This is a genomic window from Sphingobacterium siyangense, assembly GCF_023277505.1.
In the GTDB taxonomy this organism is placed as follows: domain Bacteria; phylum Bacteroidota; class Bacteroidia; order Sphingobacteriales; family Sphingobacteriaceae; genus Sphingobacterium; species Sphingobacterium siyangense.
Window position 1 is genome coordinate 5235357 of record NZ_CP080574.1, and the last position, 25043, is coordinate 5260399.

Consider the following 25043-nt stretch of genomic DNA (forward strand, 5'->3'; position numbering starts at 1 on the left):
TGGCTGAACTAACATCATATCAATTGGCTATGCATCCGGTATTTCAGGCTCTACAAGTTTTCTCATTTTTTCCAACGACTCTTGCCATCCAAGGTAGCACATCTCGACAGGAATAACCTCAGGAATTCCAGTCTGTTCAATCTTAAGTTCTGTACCACACATCACTTTACGCAAGGAGACAGTGGTAGTCATTTCACCCGGTAAATTGGGATCATCAAATCGATCCACGTACTTGATAAAAGTATCTTGTTCAATCTCAAGGTACTCACCACCAAAAGAATGGCTATGACCGGTACTAAAATTAATGAAGGTCATTTTGAAACTTCCGCCTACTTTAAAATCCATTTGCTGTACGGTACAGACAAAACCATAAGGAGGCAGCCAGCTGGCATGTGCTATCGGATCTGCGAAAGCACGGAACACCTTTTCAGGACTCGCCTGAATAATTCGATGTAAAGAAACCTGATTCGTTTTCATATCTATATTGTTTATAAGTGAATAACTATTGCTTATTTTTTGTTTTACTCGCTCTCAGTACATTCTTTCAGTCCAATACAATCCGGTAAACTTGCTACACTACTGAAGTCTGATGATATACTCCTGTACCAACTGTCTCCTTGTTGCTTAAACGAGTAATCTTGGCCTGATAGAAATAAGAAACAGCAAGTATCCCCAATACTAAAATGGGCATCACCATAAATGCTGCATTTTTGTCAACACATGCGTGACTAATAAAAGCAAATATTAAATTGAATGTCAATCCAGCATAGGCCCATTCTTTTAATTTGGTCGGAACCTGCGGTACTGCAATTGCAATAACGCCCAACAGCTTACAGATAATTAAAGCATAGGCAAAATAGTCGGGATATCCCAATGGTTTTGTGCCCGCATTGATATATTGCGGCGCAAATAACAGTGTTCCAAGTGGCATCAGTCCTTCCCAGAGAACTATAAATACCGTTGCTATCCAAAAAGCAATTTTGTTCTTTTTCATTGTATAAGTCGTTTGTGTAAGTGTATAATTTCAGTGATAATCAGCCTTGAATCCTTGAATTACTAATTCGCAGATTCTACATAGTTTAAGAAGTTATTTAAAATAGCCTGCCAGCCCGATTTTTGGAATTCAGGATCATTTTCCTGTTCCGCATCAAAAACTGTTATCACACTGGTTTTCCCTTCCGCTTCGGAGAAAAGCGTATTTACAGTTCTTCCATCGGCCATGGTATATGCAATTTCCTGGTATAAATTTACCGTATGGTAGGTTCCTTCGAAGTCAAATCCGAAGCTTCCATCTTTTGCCTCCATACTATTTTTAAAAGTACCATCCACGCGAAGATCATTTTCACTGCTTGGGCAGTGCCAGCTCGGGTCTGCCGAGTTCCATTGCATAATATCCGTCGGACTGTTCCATAATTTCCATACTTTTTCTACAGGAGCGTTAATCGTTGCTTCAACTGTAATTTTTGTCTGTCTTTCCATTGTTTTCCTATTGTTTATATTGATATAACAAAGATGCAAAGGATCAAAACATTGCGGCTGTTGCAAAGACGACAACTTTAGGGGTAGATTACGACAAAAACTATTTGTACCTTTATGTCATAAACCAAAAATGATATGCAAATCTCTGTTTTTGTTCCCGAATACGGCACTATCGAAGGTATTACCCCTGCATTCAGAACCTTTCATACGGCCAATGAATTTCTAACGGCCTTTGGAAAACAGCCTATTTTTGAAGTCGAATATGTAGGTTTAACGACTTACGTTCCGGCCAATAGCGGGGAGTATACCATCAAGACAAACCGGCTATTACAGGACGTTCAGAAAACAGATCTGCTTATTATACCGCCTATTTTTGGCAACATAGAAAAAGGAATACGTGATAATGCCGAAGCGATCCCTTATTTTACAAAACTGTACCACAAAGGGGCTAGTCTTGCCAGTCTATGTGTGGGTGCTTTCCTGCTCGCTGAGACAGGTCTTTTAGATGGAAAAAAATGTTCGACACACTGGGCACATATCGAAGAGTTCAAGGAAAAATACCCTCACATTGAAATTGAGGATGGCGCTGTGATCACTGAACATGAAAATATCTACAGCAGTGGTGGCGCGAGCAGCTTATGGAATCTGATACTCTATTTAGTGGAAAAGTATTCCGACAGGGAAACAGCCGTACTCATAGCCAAATATTTTGCGCTGGATATCAGCCGGGATAATCAATCGCAATTCGCCATATTCAGAGGCCAACGTAATCATGCTGATCTGGATATCCAACAAGCTCAAGACTATATCGAGAAGAAGTACGAGGAGAAAATTACAGTCGAAGAACTGGCCAATCATGTCAATATTGGGCGGCGAACATTTGAACGGAGATTCAAAGAAGCAACCAACAACACGCCTGTCGAATACCTCCAACGCGTACGCATCGAAGCTGCAAAAAAATTCTTCGAAGCATCACGAAAAAACGTTTCCGAGGTGATGTTTGATGTAGGCTATACCGACACAAAAGCCTTTCGGGATATTTTTCGAAAAATTACAGGCCTTACACCAATAGATTATCGAAACAAATTTGCCAAGGTAACTGCTGATGTCGCCATTGAGCAATAAACTGTGATAAACAATAAAGCCACTCCTCTGAGTGGCTTTATCATTGCTCGAATTCCTTATAATTATTTTAACATCATTTCCCGAATATACTTCACGGGTGAATTACCAAAACTTAGGAATTTTTCATTGAACGCCTTCAAATTAAACTGTTTCCCTTCTTTTTGTTTAACAGCTTCCCTAAGGTCATAAATTTCTTTATATCCCGTAAAGTAAGACGTCAGCTGCACACTGCTCACAGACACACGTTTCCATTTACCGGCTGCTTCGGCCTGTTGTTGAAACGCCTCATCAACCAACAAATGCATGGCGTCTTTTTCACTCATATTTTTCACATGGACGCTATAATCGAGTATAGCATTACAAACGGTACGCAGATGCCATTTGTACCACATCAACCACATTTCAGGAGCATTGTCACCGTAACCATTTTCGAGCATCATTTGTTCGGTATAGACAGCCCAGCCCTCAATCATTGCACCATTACCTAAAATACTCTTGATGAGACTCGGCGATTGGTTCGCATACACCAATTGGGTGTAATGCCCCGGAATAGCTTCGTGTATATTCAGTATCTGTAAAATGTAATGGTTATACTCCCGAAGGTAACTCTCTGTTGCCTCTTTGGTCCAGCCTGTTAGACTGCCCACATTGTAATAGGTATTCCCACCTTTATCGTATGGACCAGGTGCACTGATTGAAGCTCCCGCAACACCAGCCATATAAGCAGGCTCTTTGCGCACCACAAGCGGCTTGCTATCATCGATGTACAATAAATCCTTTTGTTTGACAAACGCAACCAGCTTCGGTATCTGTGCTTCGATAGCGGATTGAAACTCTTCTGCTTTAACATGTTTGACAGACAGGGTGTCGATCATCTTTCGAATGACAAGCAAACTATCTGACGGCAAGGATGATTTTCCAAAATATTTAGGCCACAGCTCTTTGCTGATTTTATACATCTCACCATGTAAATAGCTTTTTCTTGCTAGAGCAGCCTGATAAATCTGTTCTGCCGTTGAACCCGATTGGATATCGAAATCAAATTTCTTGTCGTAAAGTTCTTTTCCTAATCTAAAACTTCGCGGAGAAGGATTAGGTGTCACTTTTAAAAATTGAACATATCCGTTGATCGCCGCAATAGCTTGTTGCGAAGCCTTCTGGATGGCCTCCTTTTCTGAAGCCGGCAGATCGGATTTTTTCAGTGAATCCCGTAAATCGCTTTCAAAAACAGATAAACCGCCCAAATTCTGTTGAATTGCCAAATCGGTCAATACCAAGGCCGGATTTTTAAGCTGTCCTTTCGCGGCCTCATAATAGGCTGGAATCTTCGTCAAACGTTGATAAATAGCTTTAAGTCGGGTCGATAATGGTGCATAATTCTCAGCAAGCATAAAAGCGATCGTCCCCCCAACATTGTACGAAGAAGGATTCCACTCATACGCGCGCTCTTTCTCAATAGACCACACATTGGATTCAAGATAGTTTTGAATCAGATGATAATCTGTTTGCTGAGAAAGATTCAAGGTGCTCAGATCAAAACTTTTGAGGCTGTCCAAATGTCGCTTTGAAAACTCCATACGTAGTTTTCGCGTATTGGCATCCGGAATTGTCAACAAGGAATCATACTGATGGAACCCTACTTGGGTAGCCCATTCCGGATTTTCTTTCCAAAGCTGCTGAATAAAACGGTCTTCATACGATTTAAATTTTTCATTCACAGCAGTATCAGCAGCAGATTGTCTGTTATGAGTTCCCGATCCACAGGAAGCCATCAGACCCAATCCAGCGATAGCAAGGGTATATGTTATAAGTTTCATTGGAGTAATTTGTCTAAAATTAACATTATTGTTGATGAATTTCAGCATTTTACTCCAATAATTTAAAACTATAACCAGGTATGAAATTTTTGGATAAACCAATTTTTGACCCACTGTGTAAGTAAACAATAGCAGACCAAAATGCCGATAAGCCATGGAAAATAAGTCAGAGGCAGTGCTTCCATTTTTAAGGCAGCGGCAAATGGTGTAAACGGCAAAACGACACCAATAATCATAATTAAACTCGTCAAGGCAACAACCGGTGCAGCAGCCCAACTTTGAATAAAGGGTATTTTCTTGGTCCTTATCATATGAATAATTAATGTTTGTGAAAGCAATCCCTCTACAAACCAACCAGTCTGAAAGAGTGTTTGATCCGATACCGTATTGGCCTTGAACACGAAAAACAATACCGCAAAAGTGGCGAAATCAAACAATGAACTTATAGGGCCAATAAATAACATAAACTTAGAGACACTACCAGCATCCCATTTCTTTGGCTCGACGATAAATTCCTCATCCATGCTGTCCCAAGGAATAGATACCTGCGATATATCGTAGAGTAGATTTTGAATAAGCAGATGCACCGGCAGCATCGGTAGAAAGGGAAGAAAAGCACTGGCCCCAAGCATACTGAACATATTGCCGAAATTGCTGCTTGCCGTCATCTTGATATATTTAATGATATTTCCAAAAGTTCGACGTCCATAAATAACCCCTTTGCGCAGCACCATAAGATCTTTTTCCAGCAGAATGATATCTGCACTTTCTTTGGTAATGTCAACAGCCGTATCTACACTGATACCCACATCAGCCTCCTTAAGTGCCGCCGCATCATTGATACCATCGCCCATAAAGCCAACCGTATGTCCTTTATCCCGCAATGCTTTTACAACACGAACTTTTTGAAGAGGGCTCAACTTTGCAAATACCGATACCTCATCGACATATTGATTTAACTCGGTGTCCGGAATGCTATCTAATTCATTTCCATTGACAATCCGATCAACCGGAATGCCGACATCCATACAAATTTTGCGTGTGATAATCTCATTATCTCCTGTCAACACTTTGATCCCGATTCCCAATTTTTGTAAGGATTCAATGGCCGGCTGTGAAGAGGGTTTGGCCGGATCCAAAAAGCCGATAAATCCCGTCAACGTCAATTTCGCTTCATCTGCAACAGCATAGGTCAAGGGGTGAGCACCTTCAAATTCGCGGATGGCAACCAATAAAACACGTAATCCCTCCTCATTCATCTTTTTCGAGGTTTTCAATACAATTTTACGCATCGTATCGTCCATCGGTACAGTACGGTCATTTTCGACATGCAGGCTACGGTCATCTCCCGGATCAAAAGCGTGTGTACAAAGCTCAAGCATTTCCTCTACAGCCCCTTTACAGATCAGTAGATGTTTGCCATTATGCTGTTTGAGGACCACAGACATCCGTCGCCGCTGAAAATCAAATGGAATCTCGTCAATTTTCAGATATTGATCCTCCACTTTCAAGTAATCGTGCAATTCGGCATGTTCCAACACAGCCTTATCCATCAAATTCTTGAGACCAGTCTGATGAAAACTATTAAGATAGGCCCATTTGAGCACCTCATCATCTTCGCCCCCATACACATTAAGATGTTTTTCCATGACGATCTTGTCCAATGTCAACGTCCCTGTTTTGTCGGTGCACAGAATATCCATGGCACCTATATTCTGGATAGAATTTAACCGCTTGACAATGACTTTACGCTTGCTCATATTGACAGCACCCTTTGCTAGGTTAGCGGTGACAATCATGGGCAGCATTTCGGGAGTTAAACCTACAGCGACAGCAATGGCAAACAGTAGCGCTTCTGTCCAGTTCCCTTTCATCAACCCATTGATCAAGAAGATCAGCGGAACCATGACCAGCATAAAACGGATCAATAAGAAACTCACCTTATTTATACCCTTATCAAAACTTGTTTCGGGACGTTCGCCGGTAATCGATTTGCTGATACTCCCAAAATAGGTGTAACTTCCTGTCGTTACAATCACGGCTATCGCCGATCCACTGACAACATTGGTCCCCATAAAACAAATATTACAAAGTTCAATAGGTGATTTTTCCGCCGCATTCCGGATAGGCAAATAATTCTTCTCTACCGGAAGCGCCTCTCCAGTCAGCATACTTTCACTCACAAAAAGATCCTTACTCTGAACAATACGGCAATCTGCAGGTATCATATCCCCAGCAGAAAGGTATACAATATCTCCCGGCAACAGTTCGACAATAGGAATCTCTCTTTTCCCTTTAAATTTCCGCAATACTGTTGCCGTAGTTTTGACCATACTTTTTAATTTTTCTGCCGCGGCATTACTTCGATACTCCTGTACAAAACGAAGCAGCGCACTGACCAAAATCATAATGGACACCACAACAACTGTTTTATAATCTCGTTCGCCAACCTCTGGAAGCCCTACATCGATGATAAAGGAAACAGTGGCAATCAATAACAGAATATATATAAAGGGGTTGGCAAAAGATTTCAATAGCTGCACATACCGCTTTGGGGCCTTTTGATGTTTCACCTCATTTAATCCAAATTTCTGTTGACGTTCCTTAGCCATTTCATCTGTAATCCCCTCTCTGCTCGTTTCTAACATCGCGCAGGCAAGTTTTTCATCCTGACTGGCCACCCCCTGTAACTTGGTCACGGTCCCCACATTCATTCCATTGGAACTGATCATATTGTGCAATGGATTCTTTGTTGTTTTATTGTTCATTTTAATCATAACCCTATAGCCCCTTTCATGTTAATTTCCGTAAATCCCGTTCTTATTATAGATCCGATTCTTATTACAGGTCCGACTCTGTACCTATAATTTCCCAGCTTATTTTTGTTACTCTTTCCTCGATGGTCAATCGACTAGCCATCCGTTCGATAAGACTATCTTGCTGACCGATGGCTCTAACGATGGCCCTAATGACAACGCCGTTTGTAGCGAGGGTATCGTCACTCGAAAGCGAAGACAACAACAGTTTTTCGTTACTGCTCAGCATCTGCATCAGTAAAACACGAATATGATTTTCGATGTCTATCCCACAGCCTATGGTCAGTAGATATTCGGTTTGTGATGCTGCAGATTTATTAAAAGTCAAGAAGGCCATTTTTTGCCCGATTGGGCGAAAGATCAGGTGTGTAAGAATAATAGCCAACGCAACCACAAATGCTTGGGCATGCAAACCTAGACCACAGAGCGCCCCTACTGCGGCCGAACACCAAATCGTCGCCGCCGTGTTTAGACCATGCACATTCAAACCGTCCTTCATAATCACACCAGCGCCAAGAAAACCAATTCCGCTGACCACATAAGAAGCAATCCGTCCGGTAGCATCACCGCCAATTTCTATGGAAAGCAGCACAAAAGCTGCTGCTCCCAACGAAACTAAGGTATTTGTCCGAAGCCCCGCATTTTTCTGGCGCCATTGGCGCTCTACTCCCACAGCAGCTCCTAAAAGCAAGGCTGCAAATAATCGTATGGCAAATTCAAAAACACTCATCTCTTTGTCCTCCTTTGCCTGCAAAGGTGCGCATTCCTACCTCCATGATCCGTTAGAGATCTTTTAGAAAATTATTAGAATTTTATTAGAGAAATAATCAAATTAAAAAACTGTAATACAGTTACTTATAATTTAAGTCTAAAATTTACAGATCAAGCTGTCCAATTTCTTTAACTTCAAGCATTGTTGTGGTGTAAATCAGTTACACTAAAAACAATAAAAAAATGAAACAACGCATCAATTTTTTCGCAAAAGGGCAAAACGCCATGAAATCAATGTATGGAATAGGTACATATCTGAGCAAGTGTTCGATAGAACAAGAGCTTTTGCATCTTATTTATTTCCGTGTATCACAAATCAATGGCTGTGCGTATTGTCTTGACATGCATTCAAAAGATCTACTGGCGACTGGAGATCAACCACAACGATTGTTCTTATTGGATGCCTGGCGGGAAGCACCTCTGTATAGCGAACGTGAACGTGCTGGGCTGGAATGGGCCGAAGCCGTGACCAAAATTACGCATGGTGATGTGTCGGACGAGGTTTATACGAAAGCAACTACTGTATTTTCGGAAGAAGAACTTATCGACCTGACCTTGGCCATTACAGCAATCAATTCCTATAACAGGATCAATATTTCCTTCCGTACACAAGCAGGAAGCTACAAAGTTGGGCAGCACAAAGTACAGCCAACCTCATAAACAGGAGGTCGATATTTATACGATAAATTAAACCATAAAAATGAAAGATTTCATCTTATTATTTCGTCAGGGGGCCAATGAACCAAGTCAACTGACACAAGAAGAAGCAAAAGCTGTAAACAAAAGATGGTACGACTGGATCAGTGACATCGATGCGCAAGGTAAACTGAAGGATCATGGCTCCCGTCTTGAGCCAGCCGGAAAGGTATTAAAGCCAGGCGGTATCGTTACGGATGGACCTTTTGTGGAGATTAGGGAAAGACTCGGCGGTTTTATTGTCGTCGCAGCAGACGATCTTGACGAAGCCACAACCTTGGCCCATGGCTGTCCTATACTCGAATTTAATGGTAGTGTAGAGATACGTGCACTGCTCAACTAATCATATACGGGGCAGCTGTACACGCGCACAGCCGCCCCTATTTTAGACTTATGGATCCGGATTTTCTAAAACAGCTTTTCCAGCAAGAATTTACCAAAATAGTCGCTGTCATCAGTAAGAGTTTTGGTCTTCAATACATCGAAATCGCCGAAGATATCGTCAGCGAAACTTTCTTATTGGCCACAGAATCTTGGCAGACCAAAGGCGTTCCTGCAAATCCTAAGGCTTGGCTGTACACGGTTGCAAAACAAAAGACATTGGCCCAGTTTCGAAGAAATAAAATATTTAAAGATAAAATCATCCCTGCAGTGCGGCAGAGCGAGCCGGAAGCGGAAACCTTCGACGACTTTAATTTCTCACAGGAAAATATCAAAGACAGCCAATTAAAAATGCTGTTTGCAATCTGCACGCCAGCAATTGCAAGTGAGGCTCAAATAGGTCTTGCCCTTAGAATCCTCTGTGGTTTTGGTATAGACGAAATTGCCGAAGCATTTCTTTCCAACAAAGAAACCATCAATAAGCGCCTATTCAGAGCAAAGGAAAAACTACGTTCAGAAAAAATCGAACTCGAACTGCCCTCCGAAGCAGAAATTATTAAACGCCTCGATAACGTACTCCATATTATTTACCTCTTATTTAATGAAGGGTATTATTCTAAAACCCAAAATCAAATTTTAAGAAAGGAGCTCTGTATTGAAGCGTTACGCCTTGCGTTAATGCTTTCGACTTATGAAAAAACAAATACACCTAAGACCAATGCGCTCATTGCGCTGATTTGTTTTCATTCCTCCCGTTTCGAGGCAAGGCTGACCAATAAAGGTGATTTCATTTTGTATGAGCAACAGGATGAGGAGCGCTGGAATCAAGAACTTATACATCAAGGGCTTTATTTTCTGAAAAACGCTGCATCGGGAGACGAACTCACATCCTACCATCTGGAGGCAAAGATTGCGCAATGCCATTGTATAAAGGAAGACAGTCCAGAAAAATGGGCCGAAATCCTGCAATGGTATGACCGTTTATTAGTCGTCAACTATTCACCTGCAGCTGCATTGAATAGAATATTTGCACTATATAAAGTAAAAGGCAATAGAGCTGCACTTACTGAAATAAAAATGCTGCAGCTAGAAGATAATCACTTTTATTTTGTCCTCCTTGGTGAACTCTATAAGGAACTGGACAAAAACAAAGCCATCGCAAACTTTAACAAAGCAAAAATCCTGGCTAAAACAACATTGGAAAAAGAGATCATCCAACAGAAGATTGATGCTATAAAGTCTGCAATGGCCTAATTGTTTGCTATTGATCGATTACTTTTGCTCCTTTCCAATAGGATACAAAAAGTTGGTATAGCTCCGAGGGCTCCAAATCAATAGTTGAGGACGAATACATGATACACAGTTCTTGAGTGGATTCTTGATAAGCCATTTTCCATAACAGCGACGAAAGCTGCTCTTTATATTTAGGGGGATTACCCAATGTAACAATAACCATCGTATCACCACCGACTTTTTGTAAGTCGATACTTTTGACATCCTGCCAGTCGCCTTGGCCAAAAGCTTTCGATATTGGTGTTGTCTTTCCAAGAAAATAGCGGTCGTTCAAAACAATTTGCGCTGTTTTATCCCGAAGGCTCAGTAGGCTGGAAAACAATAAAACTAAGAGTACCAGCAATGCTCCTGCAGAGAAAACTGTCGGTTTGGCTTTAAATACACCATCAAATAAACCGATACTGTACAATAAAATGACCAGAAGCAACAAACATAGGCCTCCCGAAATTGACAATAGCTGACTTGTTTTCTTTTTATTTCTGTATAAGCTTGTTTCCTTCATCTGCTTAATTTCCCCAGTTAACATTTAGGTTATGTTTTTCAGCATAAGCTTTTCCTAAAGCATATACGTTGTCAAACACCTCGTTAATGGAAGGCATATCGTTTTTTTCGATCTTTTGGAGTAATGCCTGCTTTTCTTCAGCCGAACCTTTACCATCACATAACTTTGCATAAGCGGTATATTCATTTTTATAGACAGGCAACACTTTTTCAAATAATGCAATAGACTGCTCTTTCAATGCTTTTGCATCGGCATCGGAAACATTCAGTTCCTTAATATCCTTTAAGGCCTTTTCAACAACCTGAATTTTGATCCCGACAGATTTTTGAGCTTCATCGCCTACTTTCTTACTGGAGGGCATATCCGCAAATTCAACGGTCTCCTGCTCGAGCTGTTTGCCATAGCGTTCAGGGGCAAAATCTGCTACAAGATTTGTGTTTAAAACAACTTTTCCGAAAAAAGTCTCTGGACTTGGGGATTGACAAGCCGTAAAAAATAAGCTCATCGACATGAAAATAATAAATAGTAAGTGCTTCATATATAAATTCTGTTTGTGACCAAAGTAATTAATTATCATGAAATAGGCAAACATGTTGCCCCGCCCTCCTGCTCTATAAATTGTCATAAACCCTTCCTTTTAGGCGAAAAAAGCACGATATCGGAGCGATTTATATTGCACAAAATGTTAATTTTTAATATATTAGCAATTACAACATAAGAGATTAAAAACAGTCATTATGGGCTATGATATTAGTTACCACCCCATCTCAGAACAGCAGATAGAAACTTGGTATTTTGACTTGCTCAAAAATCCTGAAAAGATTGAGGAAGTTTCTGCAACTCACCAACTAGAAGACTTCTATAAAACCAAATACCAAGACACCTTAAATGCGGGCCGGGAAACCGACAAAAATGATTATTTTGACAAAACCCATGGTTTTTTCATTGCTGTTGTCCAAGGTTTTTTCGAAAAATACTTCTATGTTCGAGGTGGAGCCCTTTCCTTCTCCAAAAATGACCATTTATCCAGCTATTACAAACAGTGGGAACAATTTGTTCAACAAGAATTTCTAACCAATAATATCGAAAATAGGCTTGTAGAAAATTATTGTTCGGGTGTGTTCATCCCGGCAGAAAAAGTCGCGCAATTGTTGATAGATTACCAAAGTGACCCGACGATCAAGGATGAATTAGATACGCTATTTTCTGATAACCGTATTTCTATTTTCCTCAATGCACTGCAATATGCCAAAGATCGTAACCTTGGTCTCTTGGAAGCAACAGAAGTTGTAGAACCACAACCTTTTGATCTGAATGAATCAAAAAGTTACTCCAACCTCTTTAACTGCGACAAAGACGGACCGCTTTTATATCAGACAACAGCATTAAAACAGATCCAGGAAATAGAACAACGCAATGGACTTCCAGAAAATGAGATTTTACCAAATGTCAAAACAGAGACAATCCATGCAGACCCTAAACATTTTGAAACCACAGACAGCTCTCAAAGCAGCAAAAAAAAGAATTTTTGGAGCAGATTATTCGGTAAAAATTAGACGCTGGTCTTTGCTGGACATTGGCACTATAGATACCTTAATAGCATCTACACTGTTGAAGAAATCTTGAATTCCAACCCATTAAACACTTCAATAATATTGATTTCAATCCGTTATACGGACATATTTCAAAAACAATTGATCGCCTTGCATCTGAATTAAACAAATGATTTGACGATATTCGTCTTAGAATTATAACTGCTCACCCCATTATGATCTTCATTCTTCTCCTTATTATTCTTACGCTGTTCGGGATTTTATATCTGCTTCGTTCGGCTGTCAAAAAACAACAGCGGAACATAACAATTGCTGAGTATGCCATTATCATCGGCTACCTGATTTCATTAATGATAACCGGGGTAGGGCTATTATTCCACTCGAGTCAATATAATCAGGCCGTAGATCCCGTAGATGGTGATTGTTATATTCCCTTCGGCGGAAAACACCTTGTATCGCTATCATTTTATTTTATTGCATTTAATATTTCAGCAATAGCGATTTGGCTCAAGGGACGAAAAATCCCCCCTATTCCTCTTGTTCTGATGCTGATTATGTTAATGACAGGTAGTATTATCAGTCTGTTTGTGCTCGTTCAGGTCTGTCACCACGATACGTCCACATTGGATATGTATGTTGGCAACGAAGGAACTTTATTCTTTATTTTCACGCCAATATGCTGCTTGATTATGGGCATTGGGCTAATCCGTAAAATCATCGTTGAAGAGCGGGGTTACGCTATGAGTAGAAGCTATGCCAACAGCACGCTCAATAAAATCAATAACCTGCTTTCCTCAAAGCTGAATTATCCGACATGGGCTCTTATTTTACTTGTTCCGGTCTTTCTCCTACTAACTATCATCCTTGTCCTATTGGGGCAGGATCGGGATTCAATGGTGAAAGTTTTCACAGAAACAACTACTTGGGCTTTTTCACAAAAAATGCACCCTCCTATCCTCGATCATCAGGGCCATTACCTCTGTACAGTTGCGGCAAAAGGAGATCCCGCTCTTGTTAAACCCCTACGGCTAGGTACAAGACATGGCAACACGATCATTGTCAATAGACAGCTTCAGGTGGCCAACGCATTCGAAGAAATATTAAGCGATTTATCACCAGCACTACATCGCTATGTCAGATATTGCTACGATAAATATGGTTTTAATATCTCCGTCAAAATTAATTCCAGCAGCGCATCAAATGTGACTTATATTTTGATGAAACCACTAGAATATATATTTTTATTTTTCTTATATACATTCTAAGTCGAACCCGAAAAGAAAATCGCAAAACAATACAGCTAATTTTTAAAATCGTAGCCAACAATCAGCCATTACCCCAATTTTCTCCATTTCGGGAAACATTTCATTTTAATCATTATGGATCAAACACATTATTTTATCGTTCTGACGGGAGGACCTGGGGTCGGTAAAACAACCTTATTAAATGAATTACATAAGCAGGGATTCAGCATTGTGGAAGAGGATGCCCGGCACATCATCCGAGAACAATTGGAAGCTGATGCCGATGGTTTGCCCTGGAAAAATAAAATTCACTATGCCAAACTCATGTTGGCCGCTTCATCAGCCAGCTATTTGATGCAGGTGAGGCAACATCACCAAAACTACATTTTTTTTGACCGCGGAATTCCAGATACATTGGCATATATTGCGATGGAAGGTCTTTCAATCGAAGAAGAACTGCTTCACGAAGCAAAAGGTCGACGTTATCATAAAAAAGTATTTATCTTACCGCCTTGGGCAGAGATCTATGCGAATGACAACGAGCGGAAACAAACTTGGCGGGAGGCCGAAAACACTTTCAAGATAATGAAAGAGACCTATACACAACTCGGTTATGAAACCATTGAGGTTCCAAAAACAACGGTAAACGATCGCGTTCAGTTCATCCTGAAAGCCCTGGAACAGCAAAACTATTGATTCCGCATTTCTTTCTCAATACGGCGGTCAGGTATAAGCCACATAATAGCGACTGTTCCATACATGAGCAAACTGATATAGGGATTAATAAAAGACAGTCCTATCCCCAAAAAATACAGCGCTGTAGAAATATTTTCCTTAACCTTCGATTTAACCGCTTTTTTCAGTGCAGATTCTTCCCCTTCGATTTGAATCACAAAATATTCAACGATATTATATGATATGGAACACATGATCAGGACAAAGCCATAAGCGATAATAGGATCCCTTTCAAAATGTGACTCACCAATCCAATTTGTTGTAACCGGCATTAATGATAGCCAAAACAATAAATTCAAATTGCTCCAAAGAACTTTTCCATTTACTTTTCGAACAATTTGAAAGAGATGATGGTGATTATTCCAGTACAGTCCAACGTAAACAAAACTAACGATATAGGAGATAATTTTAGGATATAATGGTTTAAGACTCGCAAAAGTAAATCCTTCAGGTACTTTTAATTCAAGTACCATAATCGTTATAATGATGGCCAAAACGCCATCACTGAATGCTTCTAACCTGCCTTTAGTCATTTTTGAAGATCGGAGTTAATAGCTGATACTGCAGGCCTAAGCGAAATACATTTAATCGTGCCACACCGGGATCAGCACCAAGCATCCCGTTGTTATAATCCTTCAATCCCCATGAATAACCGGCAAACACGGTATAACGGTCATAATTTACATTAAACTGTAAACGAGGGCGTAGATCCAAATCGATAACCTTGCCTCTATCACGATCAAAACTTGTTTTATTCCCCTGTTTATCTTCAATGCTACCATTTTCTTTGATGCTCAGCGTTTTGGCAATATCCATACCCAGCTGTATATCCATTGTCATCGGTTCAAAAAAGACACGATAGCCAACAAAAGGATTAAAATTGATAAATTGTTGATTTAGACGGGTCTGACCACGGCTTCCATTCATAAACTCATTGCCTTCCAAATCAATCTTTGTCTGCAATCGTTCATATGCACCCTCTAAACCTAATATTAGGTTGTTGGCAAAAACATAACGGTAGTTTAAGGCGCCTCCAATATTGATTCCATATTTTTTTCCATAAGGATTATTGGTATAATAGTCCTGTTGTGTAGATCCATTCAACGTACTCTTTGCTTCCGTTCCCGATCCCGTAAAATTGGACACACCGGAGGTGACACCCACACGTAGTTCATGAGATTGCGAGAAAGCCATAAAATGGGTTATACCAGCAAAAAGTCCGACAAGTAAAAATCTCTTCATCATAACCGAAATATTAAATTAAAATCCTTTAAAAAATTGAGCGAATTTGATTGTTAAAAGTAAGAAAATTTATGTGATTCAACTTACTCCAATCTTTATTTTTTCTGTAACGATAAGCTGTATTCATCAGCGGAAATCCATCAATCTTATCAGCCAATAAAAAAATATCAGGAGACAATATGACTATATTTATTGAACTACATCAATGGAAATGAATCAATTCAGGCTTATTTTTGTTGTATTACAAACAAAAGAATAATCCGTATGAAATATATATTGGAAAACCCTATCCTTGGCCATATTACTGAGCAGAAATATAAGACCACAATACAATGGAGAAATGGAGAATTTATTACGGATGAACCTGAAAAACTTGGTGGCAAAGATCTTGGTCCTGACCCCTACACCCTTCTCATCTCATCGCTTGTATCTTGTACCTTAGCTACTTTACGCATGTACATCGATAAAAAAGGGCTTGATATTCCAGAAATTTCAGTCAGTTCAAATATGTACCTCAAAATTGAAAAAGGACAGGTGGTTACATATTTTGATCGCGAGATAGCTTTTGGACAAATCTTAGCAGAGGATACCCGAGAACGCCTGCAACAAATTGCCGAAGAATGTCCCATTTCAAAAATTTTAAAGGGTAATGCCATTGTCAATACACTCATCAGGACAAATCCTTAAACAAGAACATCATGAAAACATTAACCTTTCTCATATTTGGTAAAAATGAAGAAATTCTCCTCACGCTCAAGAGAATCATTGAAAACACGCCCAACTGGAATGCATCGATACAATACGATTTGGATGCCTGTAAAAAACAGCTTATTGACGTCCCTGTAGATGTTTTGTTATTGAGTTCAGGACTCTCTCCTCAGGAAGAGCGTATAATAACAGATCACCTTACGCGGCTCACTTATCCGATTGGTCTGATCAAACATTATGGCGGTGGAAGTGGACTTCTAAAAAATGAAGTCTATAGTCTTTTTCCAGACTTACTCTCCGTTTAATAAAGCACGGGCCATAGCAATAGCGTCCTAGAAAAACAACCGAAAACCGTTAAAACTCTTTCTTTATTGAACTAGATCAATAGAAATCGGCGGCTAATAGGCTAATTTTGGATACTAAATAATAAGATCATGAACAGACAGAACTTTATAAAAAAGGGACTTTTGGGTTCCGGGATATTTGCATCCACAGTGTCTTCAGCTGATATCTTGAAGAATGATATTGACGAGATAGAACCGCTTGAAACGCTGGATGCCGAAGCTGTAAACTATAATTCAGACAAATTGGAAAACCATAGTGTCCTCCACAAAGCGGCTACACGCGGTCATGCAAATCATGGCTGGTTAGATAGCAATCATACGTTTAGCTTCGCCAATTATCACAACCCCGAACGTATGCACTTTGGTGTGTTACGTGTGCTAAATGATGATATGGTGGCTGAAGGAAGAGGTTTTGGCAAACACCCTCACGACAATATGGAAATCATCAGTATCCCTTTGGAAGGTGATTTGCAACATGAAGACAGCATGGGTAACAAAGCTATTATCCGGAAGGGAGATATTCAGGTGATGAGCGCCGGAACGGGTATCATACACAGTGAATATAATAAAAACACCGATCAGGTAGTCAAGTTTCTTCAAATTTGGGTGTACCCTAATCAACGGAATGTGAGCCCCCGATACGATCAAATTACATTGGATATAACACAAAGACAGAATAAGTTCCAGCAAATTCTTTCTCCAAATCCAGAAGACGAGGGTGTATGGATCCATCAGGATGCCTGGTTTTCCATGGGGCATTTTGACAAGGACGTCCAAACAAAATACCAGATCAAAAAGGCAGGAAATGGTGTATATGTTTTTGTAATAAAAGGTAGTGTTACTGTCGAAGGACAAGAATTAGAAAGCAGAGATGGCTTTGGAATATGGGATGTCGCTGAAATTAACCTGAAAGTGACCTCAGCAGATACTGAAATCCTGCTGATGGATCTCAGTATGATATTGGACTAATTAGATGCACTATTTAGACATCAATTAACAAAAAAAGGGAGCCTCATAGGCTCCCTTTTTTTGTTAAGGCTATTTATATTTTAGAAAGTAACGGAATTCAGCTTTTTATCAACCAAAATGCCATCTATTGCTTTCAGATTGAAGTTGACATTACGTTTTGCTTTCAATTTGATCTTAAATAAAACTTCAGAGCCATTCAAAGTCTCCTTGTTGCCTAGATTAACAAAAGTAGCATACAGAGCCTTACTTCCATTGGTGTGAAGACGATCGTTGCTATAATTGTTCATCTCTTTTAAATGTACGGACTCAATACCGACATATTCAAAATCGCCTTGATTGTAAGGAAGAGCAAAACTAAGTGCATTGACAGCTTTAAGATTCTCTCCACTAACACTGATCTCCACAATATCACCCGATTTTAAGGTCGTTTTTGAAGGAATCAATTTTAATTTACCACTGACCTTTTCTTCTTTATTTGGTTTTGCACCACCTTCTATGACAACAGCAACATTGGAAATATCATAAGCGTCAATCAGATTATTTTTATTGACATCACCATTGCTGACATAACCTTCAAAATCTCCATCTCCCAGTCGCAATCCCGTGTAGTTAATATAGGAAGTCAAGTCATTATGATCGATCAATCGGTCATTATTAATATCGCCCGGTAAGTAGCTTGACGATCCCGGTACTTTAAACACATATAATTCTCTTCCTGAACCAAAACCTCCAACAGCTTCAGAAACTGAAATTTTGACAAATCGGGCCACCGGATGGGTTCCAAAATCAAAACGTTTCATTTCGCCATCACGTTTCCAATCAAAACTACCAGCTTCCGTCCAGGTGTCCTTATCGTTGCTATAGAATACTTTTCCTTTTAAAATGATGCCATTTCCGCCATCGGTTCTTGGAAGATACTCAAACTTATCCAATTGATTAACGGATTTTAGATCTAAGGTCATATCAAACGGAACCGCAGTCTGTCCCCATTTTGTATGCCACATATCCCCCTCATCATAATTGAACAATTTATTGATACCATTTCCACCTTGGTTATCCACAGAAGTCTCTGCTTTGATACCTTCAATGGCAAATTCCAACGGGTTTGCCTTTGTTCTTGCGGCAAATGTACTCCAATCTGAAACACCAGATTTATTGACAGCCCTAATTTTAAACTGGTAATCCGTTTCCGCGGCCAATCCTTCGAATAGCAATTGACTGTCTTTGATGGTCGAATAGATCAGATTATTGAATTCAATTTCATAATAATCAGCATTTGCAACCTTTTCCCAGGTTGGCGTTAAGGTATATGCTTGTGTATGTTGGTCTGTGATAACAGCTTTGGGCGAGGTCAAAGCACCAGTCTGAGCCAGATAGTTGTCAGCAGGAGCATATTCGAAACCCTCCAATTGTACTTCTATTGCGGTCGATGAGACATCCTGTTTGGCTAGTCGTACCAGCAACATCGGATTTTTCACCAAAGGTATTTTTTCAAACTCCGATCCCTTGGTTGCAAACTGATTCAGGTTTGGTTGTGCGTCGTAGAAATATACGTTTTCAGAAGTATTAAACGCATCTATACTATTCACTTCTTTAAGTTTGCTATTTTTCCCATTGATCTTTACTGTCAATTTCTTCGGTGCTTTGCTAACGTTGAAACGAATTTCCGTAGACTTCATTTTCTCAAAGCCGTCAAATTCGCCTTGCGTTGGAGCAATCGCAAAAACAACTTTATTGTTGTTTAACTGTGAAGTTATGGATGTATTTGCCCCCTTACCATAACGATAAGCCTCTGTCTTTCCATCATCATCATATTCCAGGAAACTGGAGTTCCCATAAGGATATACTTCATAAATACGTTGATCTTTTTTGATTTCCAGCACATTATTATTTGGGCTGGTCACCGGAATAATGGCTCCATTTTTCACGAAAACGGGCAGCTTCCAAATAGGCACATTAAAGTTATTGATAATACGCCCTCCCTTGTATTTTTCACCCGTAAAATAATCAATCCATTCACCATCCGGCAGGTAGATACCATTGCGCATATCATTTCCCTTCTCATCCACATGTGTTTCCTGGTAAATCGGTGCTACAAGGAAATTTGGACCATAGAGGTACTGGTATTGCGTTGCTTTTCCAAGCGTATAACTATTTGCTTGCTCTAAAAACATAGCACGAATGATGGGCAGTCCATCTACTGCTTGTTTCGCAACACTATAGCTATAGGGAACCAACTGAGATTTCAATTTCAGATACAGACGATTGATAGAAGTAGCTGGCTCCCCCAAAGCATGTGGGTATTTCTCGTTCGATCCCCAGCCATCCATATTAAGTTCCATTGGTGTCCAGGTCTTCCATTGAAAATCACGAATATTGACCTTAAAATTTTTACCACCAAAGATCCCGTCCATATCGGAGGTAATATTGGGCTGACCTGAAAGTCCCGAGCCAATATATGTTGGTATATGGAATCGAATATACTCCCATACGCCTCCAGTCTGGTCGCCCGACCAGATACCGGCATAGCGCTGTGTGCCTGCCCAACCATCCAATGAAATAATAAATGGACGAGCGTTGTTACCATAGTAAGGCATAGTATGTCCCACATCGGCGACCCCATTGAGACCAAAGGAGTATCCTGGACCAACCCAGGCCACATCCGTTTTTAGGACTCGTACACCCGCATCCCGAACCTCTTTTACAATATCACGTTGCAGTAATGCACTTATACTATCTTTCGGATGGAGATCAGACTGTGTCCATAAACCGATTTCTACTCCATTCTTACGTGCATAATCACCAAACTCTTTCAAATTTCGGATATTTCCATCTAAAGATTCCGTTTGGCCATAGCCAGCACCATAGCCATCATTTGGAAGAATCCAGCCCAAAGGCATATCATGTGCTTTATACCGGTCTATTACAGCGCGGGCCGAAAACTGATAATTGTTTTTCTCACCGTTCAGCGATTCTTTGATTCCGCCATTGTTCTTTTGACTTTCTTTATAGCGTTTTCCGTCTTCAAATAGAATTCCCTTTTCATCTTCTTTCCAAAAATCGCGGTTATAGGCATTAAGATGCCCCTCATACAAACCAAATTTCGGTAGAAGAATTGGGTTGCCCGTCAATTGATAGAAATCGTTGAGCAAAGGTACTATCCCGTCATTAATCATAAAAAAGACATCTAGATAATCTGTATCATGCGCCAATTTTACTGTCCCAGGGGTTTTGGCTCCAAAGGTATAACTTCCCTTCTTAAAGGTATGCCACATAAAACCATACCCTTTGGTTGACCAGTAATAAGGGCTTGGAGAGGCAACACCACCATCGGTCCAGCTGTTCTGATTTTCGATTGCAATCACTTTTCCCTTATGTGAAAAACGCCCGTTTTGAACGCCGCCACCAAAAAAGTATTCATCCGCATTTTCCTTCAATTCAACGCTTACTTGTTTCTCTTCGAAAACAATTGGCTTTAAGCTTTCAACGACAATTTTATTGCTTTTCCGATTGAGGATACTAAACTGAGAAGTCTGTTTATCCATTGAAAAAAGAATATCGTTAGTGGAGATGCTGACCTTATTACCTTCATCCTTTACCTCAAGCCCAGTGACCGTTTTCCGAGGTTGCTCTACCAATATTTTTGCTTCGGGTTTTGCTTCGGGATCACGGATAACACCGCCATGAACATCCTGGAACATCCTAAAAATATGATTACCGTAGAAATCTAAAGTCAGACGTTGACCATTATCGTATACTATCTCGACTGTTGTCGGATTAATTTTCTGAATCGTGATAATACGGTTGCCTTGATCGCGACCTATTGTACTATAATATTTGATCGTACTTACTTTAGCGTCAACTCGAGTGGGTTGAAAAATAAAAGGAGAAGCCAATCCCATCAGTAAACTGACTTGTGCTTTTGTGCTCCAAAAAGATATCTTCATGCGTATGATTTATAATGCATTAAATTAACTTAACAATAATACAATAGTAAATCGAAGTAAAAAAGAGATTATGGAATGCAAACGATTGTCCAATAATAATGTTGCAGGCTAGCGGCGGTTGCGGAACAGCTTCCGATGGAGCAGGCTCACCGACGGTCCTGTGCTGCGATAACCGAAAGGCGGAGGATATGCAATAGCCTGTACATGGAAATACGGAAGTACTTAAACGAAAGAAGCCCTTGACTGTTTCCAGCAAGGGCTTCCGTGTAAAAAAAGGCACCGACCTACTCTCCCACCTGTTACGGCAATACCATCGGCTCTGGCGGGCTTGACTGCTCTGTTCGGAATGGGAAGAGGTAGACACCGCCGATATAGGCACCTAAAAATCTTTATTGGATGATCTATGATATTAATATCATGTGATTCATGCCAACTGACATAGCTATTGAAAGAGGTTCGTTTCCTGTTTGTTTCTTAAAAATTAAAGAGGAAGACAACAGTGTCTGTCTGCTTGAGAAAGCTTCGGGCTATTAGTACCACTTGGCTTTGGTCTCTCAACCTTTACACCTATGGCCTATCAACGTAGTCATCTTCTACGACCCTATAAGGAAGTCTCATCTCGTGGCTAGTTTCGCACTTAGATGCTTTCAGCGCTTATCTATTCCAGACGTAGCTACCCTGCCGTACACCTGGCGGCATAACAGGTTCACCAGAGGTCTGTCCAACCCGGTCCTCTCGTACTAAGGTCAGATCCACTCAAACTTCCAACGCCCACAACAGATAGGGACCGAACTGTCTCGCGACGTTCTGAACCCAGCTCGCGTGCCACTTTAATGGGCGAACAGCCCAACCCTTGGGACCTTCTCCAGCCCCAGGATGTGACGAGCCGACATCGAGGTGCCAAACCTCCCCGTCGATATGAGCTCTTGGGGGAGATCAGCCTGTTATCCCCAGCGTACCTTTTATCCTTTGAGCGATGGCCCTTCCATACAGAACCACCGGATCACTATGTCCGTCTTTCGACCCTGTTCGACTTGTCGGTCTCACAGTCAAGCAAGCTTATGCCATTGCACTCCACGTACGGTTACCAAGCGTACTGAGCTTACCTTTGAAAGCCTCCGTTACCTTTTTGGAGGCGACCACCCCAGTCAAACTACCCACCAAACAATGTCCTCCCCATAAGGGAGTTAGAAACCGAATACAGAAAGGGCGGTATTTCAAGGTTGATTCCATGACTCCTGGCGAAGCCACTTCAACATCTCCCGCCTATCCTACACATCCTGTACCCAATCTCAATGTTAAGCTATAGTGAAGGTGCATGGGGTCTTTCCGTCCCGTTGCGGGTAATCGGCGTCTTCACCGATACCACAATTTCACCGAGCTCATGGCTGAGACAGCGCCCAGATCGTTACACCATTCGTGCAGGTCGGAACTTACCCGACAAGGAATTTCGCTACCTTAGGACCGTTATAGTTACGGCCGCCGTTTACTGGGGCTTCGATTCAATGCTTCTCTTGCGATGACATCCCCTCTTAACCTTCCAGCACCGGGCAGGTGTCAGGCCTTATACTTCATCTTGCGATTTTGCAAAGCCATATGTTTTTGTTAAACAGTCGCCTGGGCCTTTTCACTGCGGCTGCTCTTACGAGACAGCGCCCCTTCTCCCGAAGTTACAGGGCCATTTTGCCGAGTTCCTTAGCCATGACTCACTCGAGCACCTTAGGATTCTCTCCTCGACCACCTGTGTCGGTTTGCGGTACGGGTCTTCATAACCTGAAGCTTAGCGGGTTTTCTTGGAAGTCTGTTTACCTGCTCTATCAGCGCCACCGGAGCTTTGCTGTACTATTGGGTTTCAGCAGGGTCGGCGGATTTGCCTACCGTCCCTATACCTACGCCTTTCAACGAACTATTCCGTCAGTTCGCGGCAGTGTCACTACTCCGTCACCACATCGCAGTTATGAAGAGTACTGGAATATTAACCAGTTGTCCATCGGCTTGCCCCCTTCGGGTGCGCCTTAGGTCCCGACTGACCCTGATCCGATTAACGTTGATCAGGAAACCTTGGTCTTTCGGTGGGCGGGTTTCTCACCCGCCTTATCGTTACTTATGCCTACATTTGCTTTTCCATAACCTCCACAGTTCATTGCCAAACTGCTTCCCCGGCGATGGAATGCTCCCCTACCAGATGCATATCTTTCAATGCAAATCCATAGCTTCGGTACCGTTCTTGATGCCCGTTTATTATCCACGCCCGGCCGCTCGACTAGTGAGCTGTTACGCACTCTTTAAATGAATGGCTGCTTCCAAGCCAACATCCTAGCTGTCTGGGCAACCGGACCTCGTTAGTTCAACTTAGAACGAATTTGGGGACCTTAGCTGATGGTCTGGGTTCTTTCCCTCTCGGCCTTGGACCTTAGCACCCAAAGCCTCACTGCCGGCTATATTTGATAGCATTCGGAGTTCGTCTGGATTTGGTAGGATTTGACTCCCCCGCACCCAATCGGTAGCTCTACCTCTATCAAACTCTACGCCGACGCTGTTCCTAAAAACATTTCGGGGAGTACGAGCTATTTCCCAGTTTGATTGGCCTTTCACCCCTACCCTCAGGTCATCCGGAAACTTTTCAACGTTTATCGGTTCGGTCCTCCATTACATGTTACTGCAACTTCAACCTGCCCAAGGGTAGATCACAAGGTTTCGCGTCTACCTCATCTGACTATGCGCCCTATTAAGACTCGCTTTCGCTTCGGCTGCGTCCCTGAAGGACTTAACCTTGCCAGACAAGAGTAACTCGTAGGCTCATTATGCAAAAGGCACGCTGTCACAGGACCTGCCTGCTCCAACCGCTTGTAAGCACACGGTTTCAGGTTCTTTTCACTCCCCTGTTCGGGGTTCTTTTCACCTTTCCCTCACGGTACTGGTTCACTATCGGTCTCTCAGGAGTATTTAGCCTTACCAGATGGTGCTGGTGGATTCCCACAGGATTTCTCCGGTCCCGCGGTACTCAGGATACCACTATGTCAACATTCTTTACCTGTACGGGGCTCTCACCCTTGTCGCGCAGTTTCCCACCTGCTTCCAGTTCATAGCGCTGTACAATCTCGTGGTCCTACAACCCCGACCATGCCGTAACATGATCGGTTTGGGCTCTTTCCCGTTCGCTCGCCACTACTTGGGAAATCATTGTTATTTTCTTCTCCTACGCCTACTTAGATGTTTCAGTTCAGCGCGTTCGCGTTTTATACGACTATTCTTCAAATAGTCAGGTTGCCCCATTCGGAAATCTCTGGATCAAGTCGCATTTGCCAATCCCCAAAGCTTATCGCAGCTTATCACGTCCTTCTTCGCCTCTGAGAGCCTAGGCATCCCCCGTGTGCCCTTATTTACTTTCTTCACCGGCATAGCCTTTTGCTACTATGCG

General features: G+C 41.5%; 21 protein-coding genes and 2 rRNA genes. 10 read left to right on the forward strand and 13 right to left on the reverse strand.

Annotation, left to right across the window (positions count from 1 at the left end):
• Positions 1–27: 27 nt before the first annotated feature.
• From K2F45_RS22050 to K2F45_RS22060, 3 genes are all read right to left on the reverse strand, one after another.
• On the reverse strand, positions 28–477 hold the full coding sequence (locus K2F45_RS22050) for an SRPBCC family protein (RefSeq protein ID WP_075993941.1): 450 nt from the start codon (positions 475–477) through the stop codon (positions 28–30).
• Positions 478–571: 94 nt separating this feature from the next.
• Entirely contained in the window at positions 572–994 is a 423-nt protein-coding gene (locus tag K2F45_RS22055) for a DoxX family protein (protein WP_075993942.1), read from the reverse strand.
• A gap of 62 nt (positions 995–1056) precedes the next feature.
• Complete coding sequence (locus tag K2F45_RS22060; RefSeq protein WP_075993943.1) at positions 1057–1479, reverse strand: SRPBCC family protein; 423 nt, start codon at positions 1477–1479, stop codon at positions 1057–1059.
• 135 nt (positions 1480–1614) lie between these two features.
• Here K2F45_RS22060 and K2F45_RS22065 point away from each other — a divergent pair, with 135 nt between their 5' ends.
• Positions 1615–2604 (forward strand): GlxA family transcriptional regulator, encoded by a 990-nt coding sequence (locus K2F45_RS22065; protein WP_088162733.1) that lies wholly within the window; start codon positions 1615–1617, stop codon positions 2602–2604.
• Positions 2605–2666: 62 nt separating this feature from the next.
• On the opposite strand, the gene K2F45_RS22070 is transcribed toward K2F45_RS22065, so the two are convergent.
• The 3 genes from K2F45_RS22070 to K2F45_RS22080 form a co-directional block, all read right to left on the reverse strand.
• Positions 2667–4421, reverse strand: coding sequence for a DUF885 domain-containing protein (locus tag K2F45_RS22070; RefSeq protein WP_075994945.1), 1755 nt, complete (start codon positions 4419–4421; stop codon positions 2667–2669).
• Positions 4422–4489: 68 nt separating this feature from the next.
• On the reverse strand, positions 4490–7189 hold the full coding sequence (gene mgtA / locus K2F45_RS22075; protein WP_248932462.1) for a magnesium-translocating P-type ATPase: 2700 nt from the start codon (positions 7187–7189) through the stop codon (positions 4490–4492).
• A gap of 73 nt (positions 7190–7262) precedes the next feature.
• Positions 7263–7967 (reverse strand): MgtC/SapB family protein, encoded by a 705-nt coding sequence (locus K2F45_RS22080; RefSeq protein WP_088162734.1) that lies wholly within the window; start codon positions 7965–7967, stop codon positions 7263–7265.
• Between the two features lie 224 nt (positions 7968–8191).
• Between K2F45_RS22080 and K2F45_RS22085 the strand changes: the two genes are divergently transcribed.
• The 3 genes from K2F45_RS22085 to K2F45_RS22095 are packed head-to-tail and all read left to right on the forward strand — an operon-like array spanning position 8192 to position 10339.
• Complete coding sequence (locus K2F45_RS22085; protein ID WP_088162735.1) at positions 8192–8668, forward strand: carboxymuconolactone decarboxylase family protein; 477 nt, start codon at positions 8192–8194, stop codon at positions 8666–8668.
• A gap of 40 nt (positions 8669–8708) precedes the next feature.
• Positions 8709–9047 carry a YciI family protein gene (locus K2F45_RS22090; protein WP_248932463.1) on the forward strand — a complete coding sequence of 113 codons (339 nt, stop codon included), beginning with the start codon at positions 8709–8711 and terminating at the stop codon, positions 9045–9047.
• 50 nt (positions 9048–9097) lie between these two features.
• Positions 9098–10339 carry an RNA polymerase sigma factor gene (locus K2F45_RS22095; protein WP_248932464.1) on the forward strand — a complete coding sequence of 414 codons (1242 nt, stop codon included), beginning with the start codon at positions 9098–9100 and terminating at the stop codon, positions 10337–10339.
• 7 nt (positions 10340–10346) lie between these two features.
• Here the strand turns inward: K2F45_RS22095 and K2F45_RS22100 are convergent, their stop codons facing one another.
• Complete coding sequence (locus tag K2F45_RS22100) at positions 10347–10904, reverse strand: hypothetical protein (protein WP_248932465.1); 558 nt, start codon at positions 10902–10904, stop codon at positions 10347–10349.
• Positions 10885–11418 (reverse strand): hypothetical protein, encoded by a 534-nt coding sequence (locus K2F45_RS22105; RefSeq protein WP_147420985.1) that lies wholly within the window; start codon positions 11416–11418, stop codon positions 10885–10887. Before K2F45_RS22105 ends, K2F45_RS22100 begins: the two co-directional genes overlap by 20 nt.
• 199 nt (positions 11419–11617) lie before the next feature.
• Between K2F45_RS22105 and K2F45_RS22110 the strand changes: the two genes are divergently transcribed.
• The 3 genes from K2F45_RS22110 to K2F45_RS22120 all read left to right on the forward strand — a co-directional run bounded on the left by K2F45_RS22110 (position 11618) and on the right by K2F45_RS22120 (position 14373).
• Positions 11618–12436 carry a hypothetical protein gene (locus K2F45_RS22110; RefSeq protein WP_248932466.1) on the forward strand — a complete coding sequence of 273 codons (819 nt, stop codon included), beginning with the start codon at positions 11618–11620 and terminating at the stop codon, positions 12434–12436.
• Positions 12437–12648: 212 nt separating this feature from the next.
• Positions 12649–13698 (forward strand): DUF6688 domain-containing protein, encoded by a 1050-nt coding sequence (locus K2F45_RS22115; protein WP_248932467.1) that lies wholly within the window; start codon positions 12649–12651, stop codon positions 13696–13698.
• 114 nt (positions 13699–13812) lie between these two features.
• Positions 13813–14373 carry an AAA family ATPase gene (locus K2F45_RS22120; RefSeq protein ID WP_248932468.1) on the forward strand — a complete coding sequence of 187 codons (561 nt, stop codon included), beginning with the start codon at positions 13813–13815 and terminating at the stop codon, positions 14371–14373.
• Here K2F45_RS22120 and K2F45_RS22125 read toward each other — a convergent pair.
• Positions 14367–14945: a TMEM175 family protein gene (locus tag K2F45_RS22125; protein ID WP_120336201.1), complete on the reverse strand. Its 579-nt coding sequence runs from the start codon at positions 14943–14945 to the stop codon at positions 14367–14369. The genes K2F45_RS22120 and K2F45_RS22125 overlap by 7 nt on opposite strands.
• Positions 14938–15657 (reverse strand): outer membrane beta-barrel protein, encoded by a 720-nt coding sequence (locus K2F45_RS22130; RefSeq protein WP_145330102.1) that lies wholly within the window; start codon positions 15655–15657, stop codon positions 14938–14940. Before K2F45_RS22130 ends, K2F45_RS22125 begins: the two co-directional genes overlap by 8 nt.
• 261 nt (positions 15658–15918) lie before the next feature.
• Between K2F45_RS22130 and K2F45_RS22135 the strand changes: the two genes are divergently transcribed.
• The 3 genes from K2F45_RS22135 (at position 15919) to K2F45_RS22145 (ending at position 17675) form a co-directional block, all read left to right on the forward strand.
• Entirely contained in the window at positions 15919–16341 is a 423-nt protein-coding gene (locus K2F45_RS22135) for an OsmC family protein (RefSeq protein ID WP_075993955.1), read from the forward strand.
• Positions 16342–16352: 11 nt separating this feature from the next.
• Positions 16353–16667: a hypothetical protein gene (locus K2F45_RS22140; RefSeq protein ID WP_248932469.1), complete on the forward strand. Its 315-nt coding sequence runs from the start codon at positions 16353–16355 to the stop codon at positions 16665–16667.
• 129 nt (positions 16668–16796) lie between these two features.
• Positions 16797–17675: a pirin family protein gene (locus tag K2F45_RS22145; RefSeq protein WP_248932470.1), complete on the forward strand. Its 879-nt coding sequence runs from the start codon at positions 16797–16799 to the stop codon at positions 17673–17675.
• Between the two features lie 80 nt (positions 17676–17755).
• Here K2F45_RS22145 and K2F45_RS22150 read toward each other — a convergent pair whose 3' ends face one another.
• The 3 genes from K2F45_RS22150 to K2F45_RS22160 form a co-directional block, all read right to left on the reverse strand.
• Positions 17756–21622: a TIM-barrel domain-containing protein gene (locus K2F45_RS22150; RefSeq protein ID WP_248932471.1), complete on the reverse strand. Its 3867-nt coding sequence runs from the start codon at positions 21620–21622 to the stop codon at positions 17756–17758.
• Positions 21623–21893: 271 nt separating this feature from the next.
• Positions 21894–22005 (reverse strand): 5S ribosomal RNA (gene rrf, locus K2F45_RS22155).
• Between the two features lie 128 nt (positions 22006–22133).
• Positions 22134–25015, reverse strand: a 23S ribosomal RNA gene (locus tag K2F45_RS22160).
• Positions 25016–25043 lie beyond the last annotated feature (28 nt).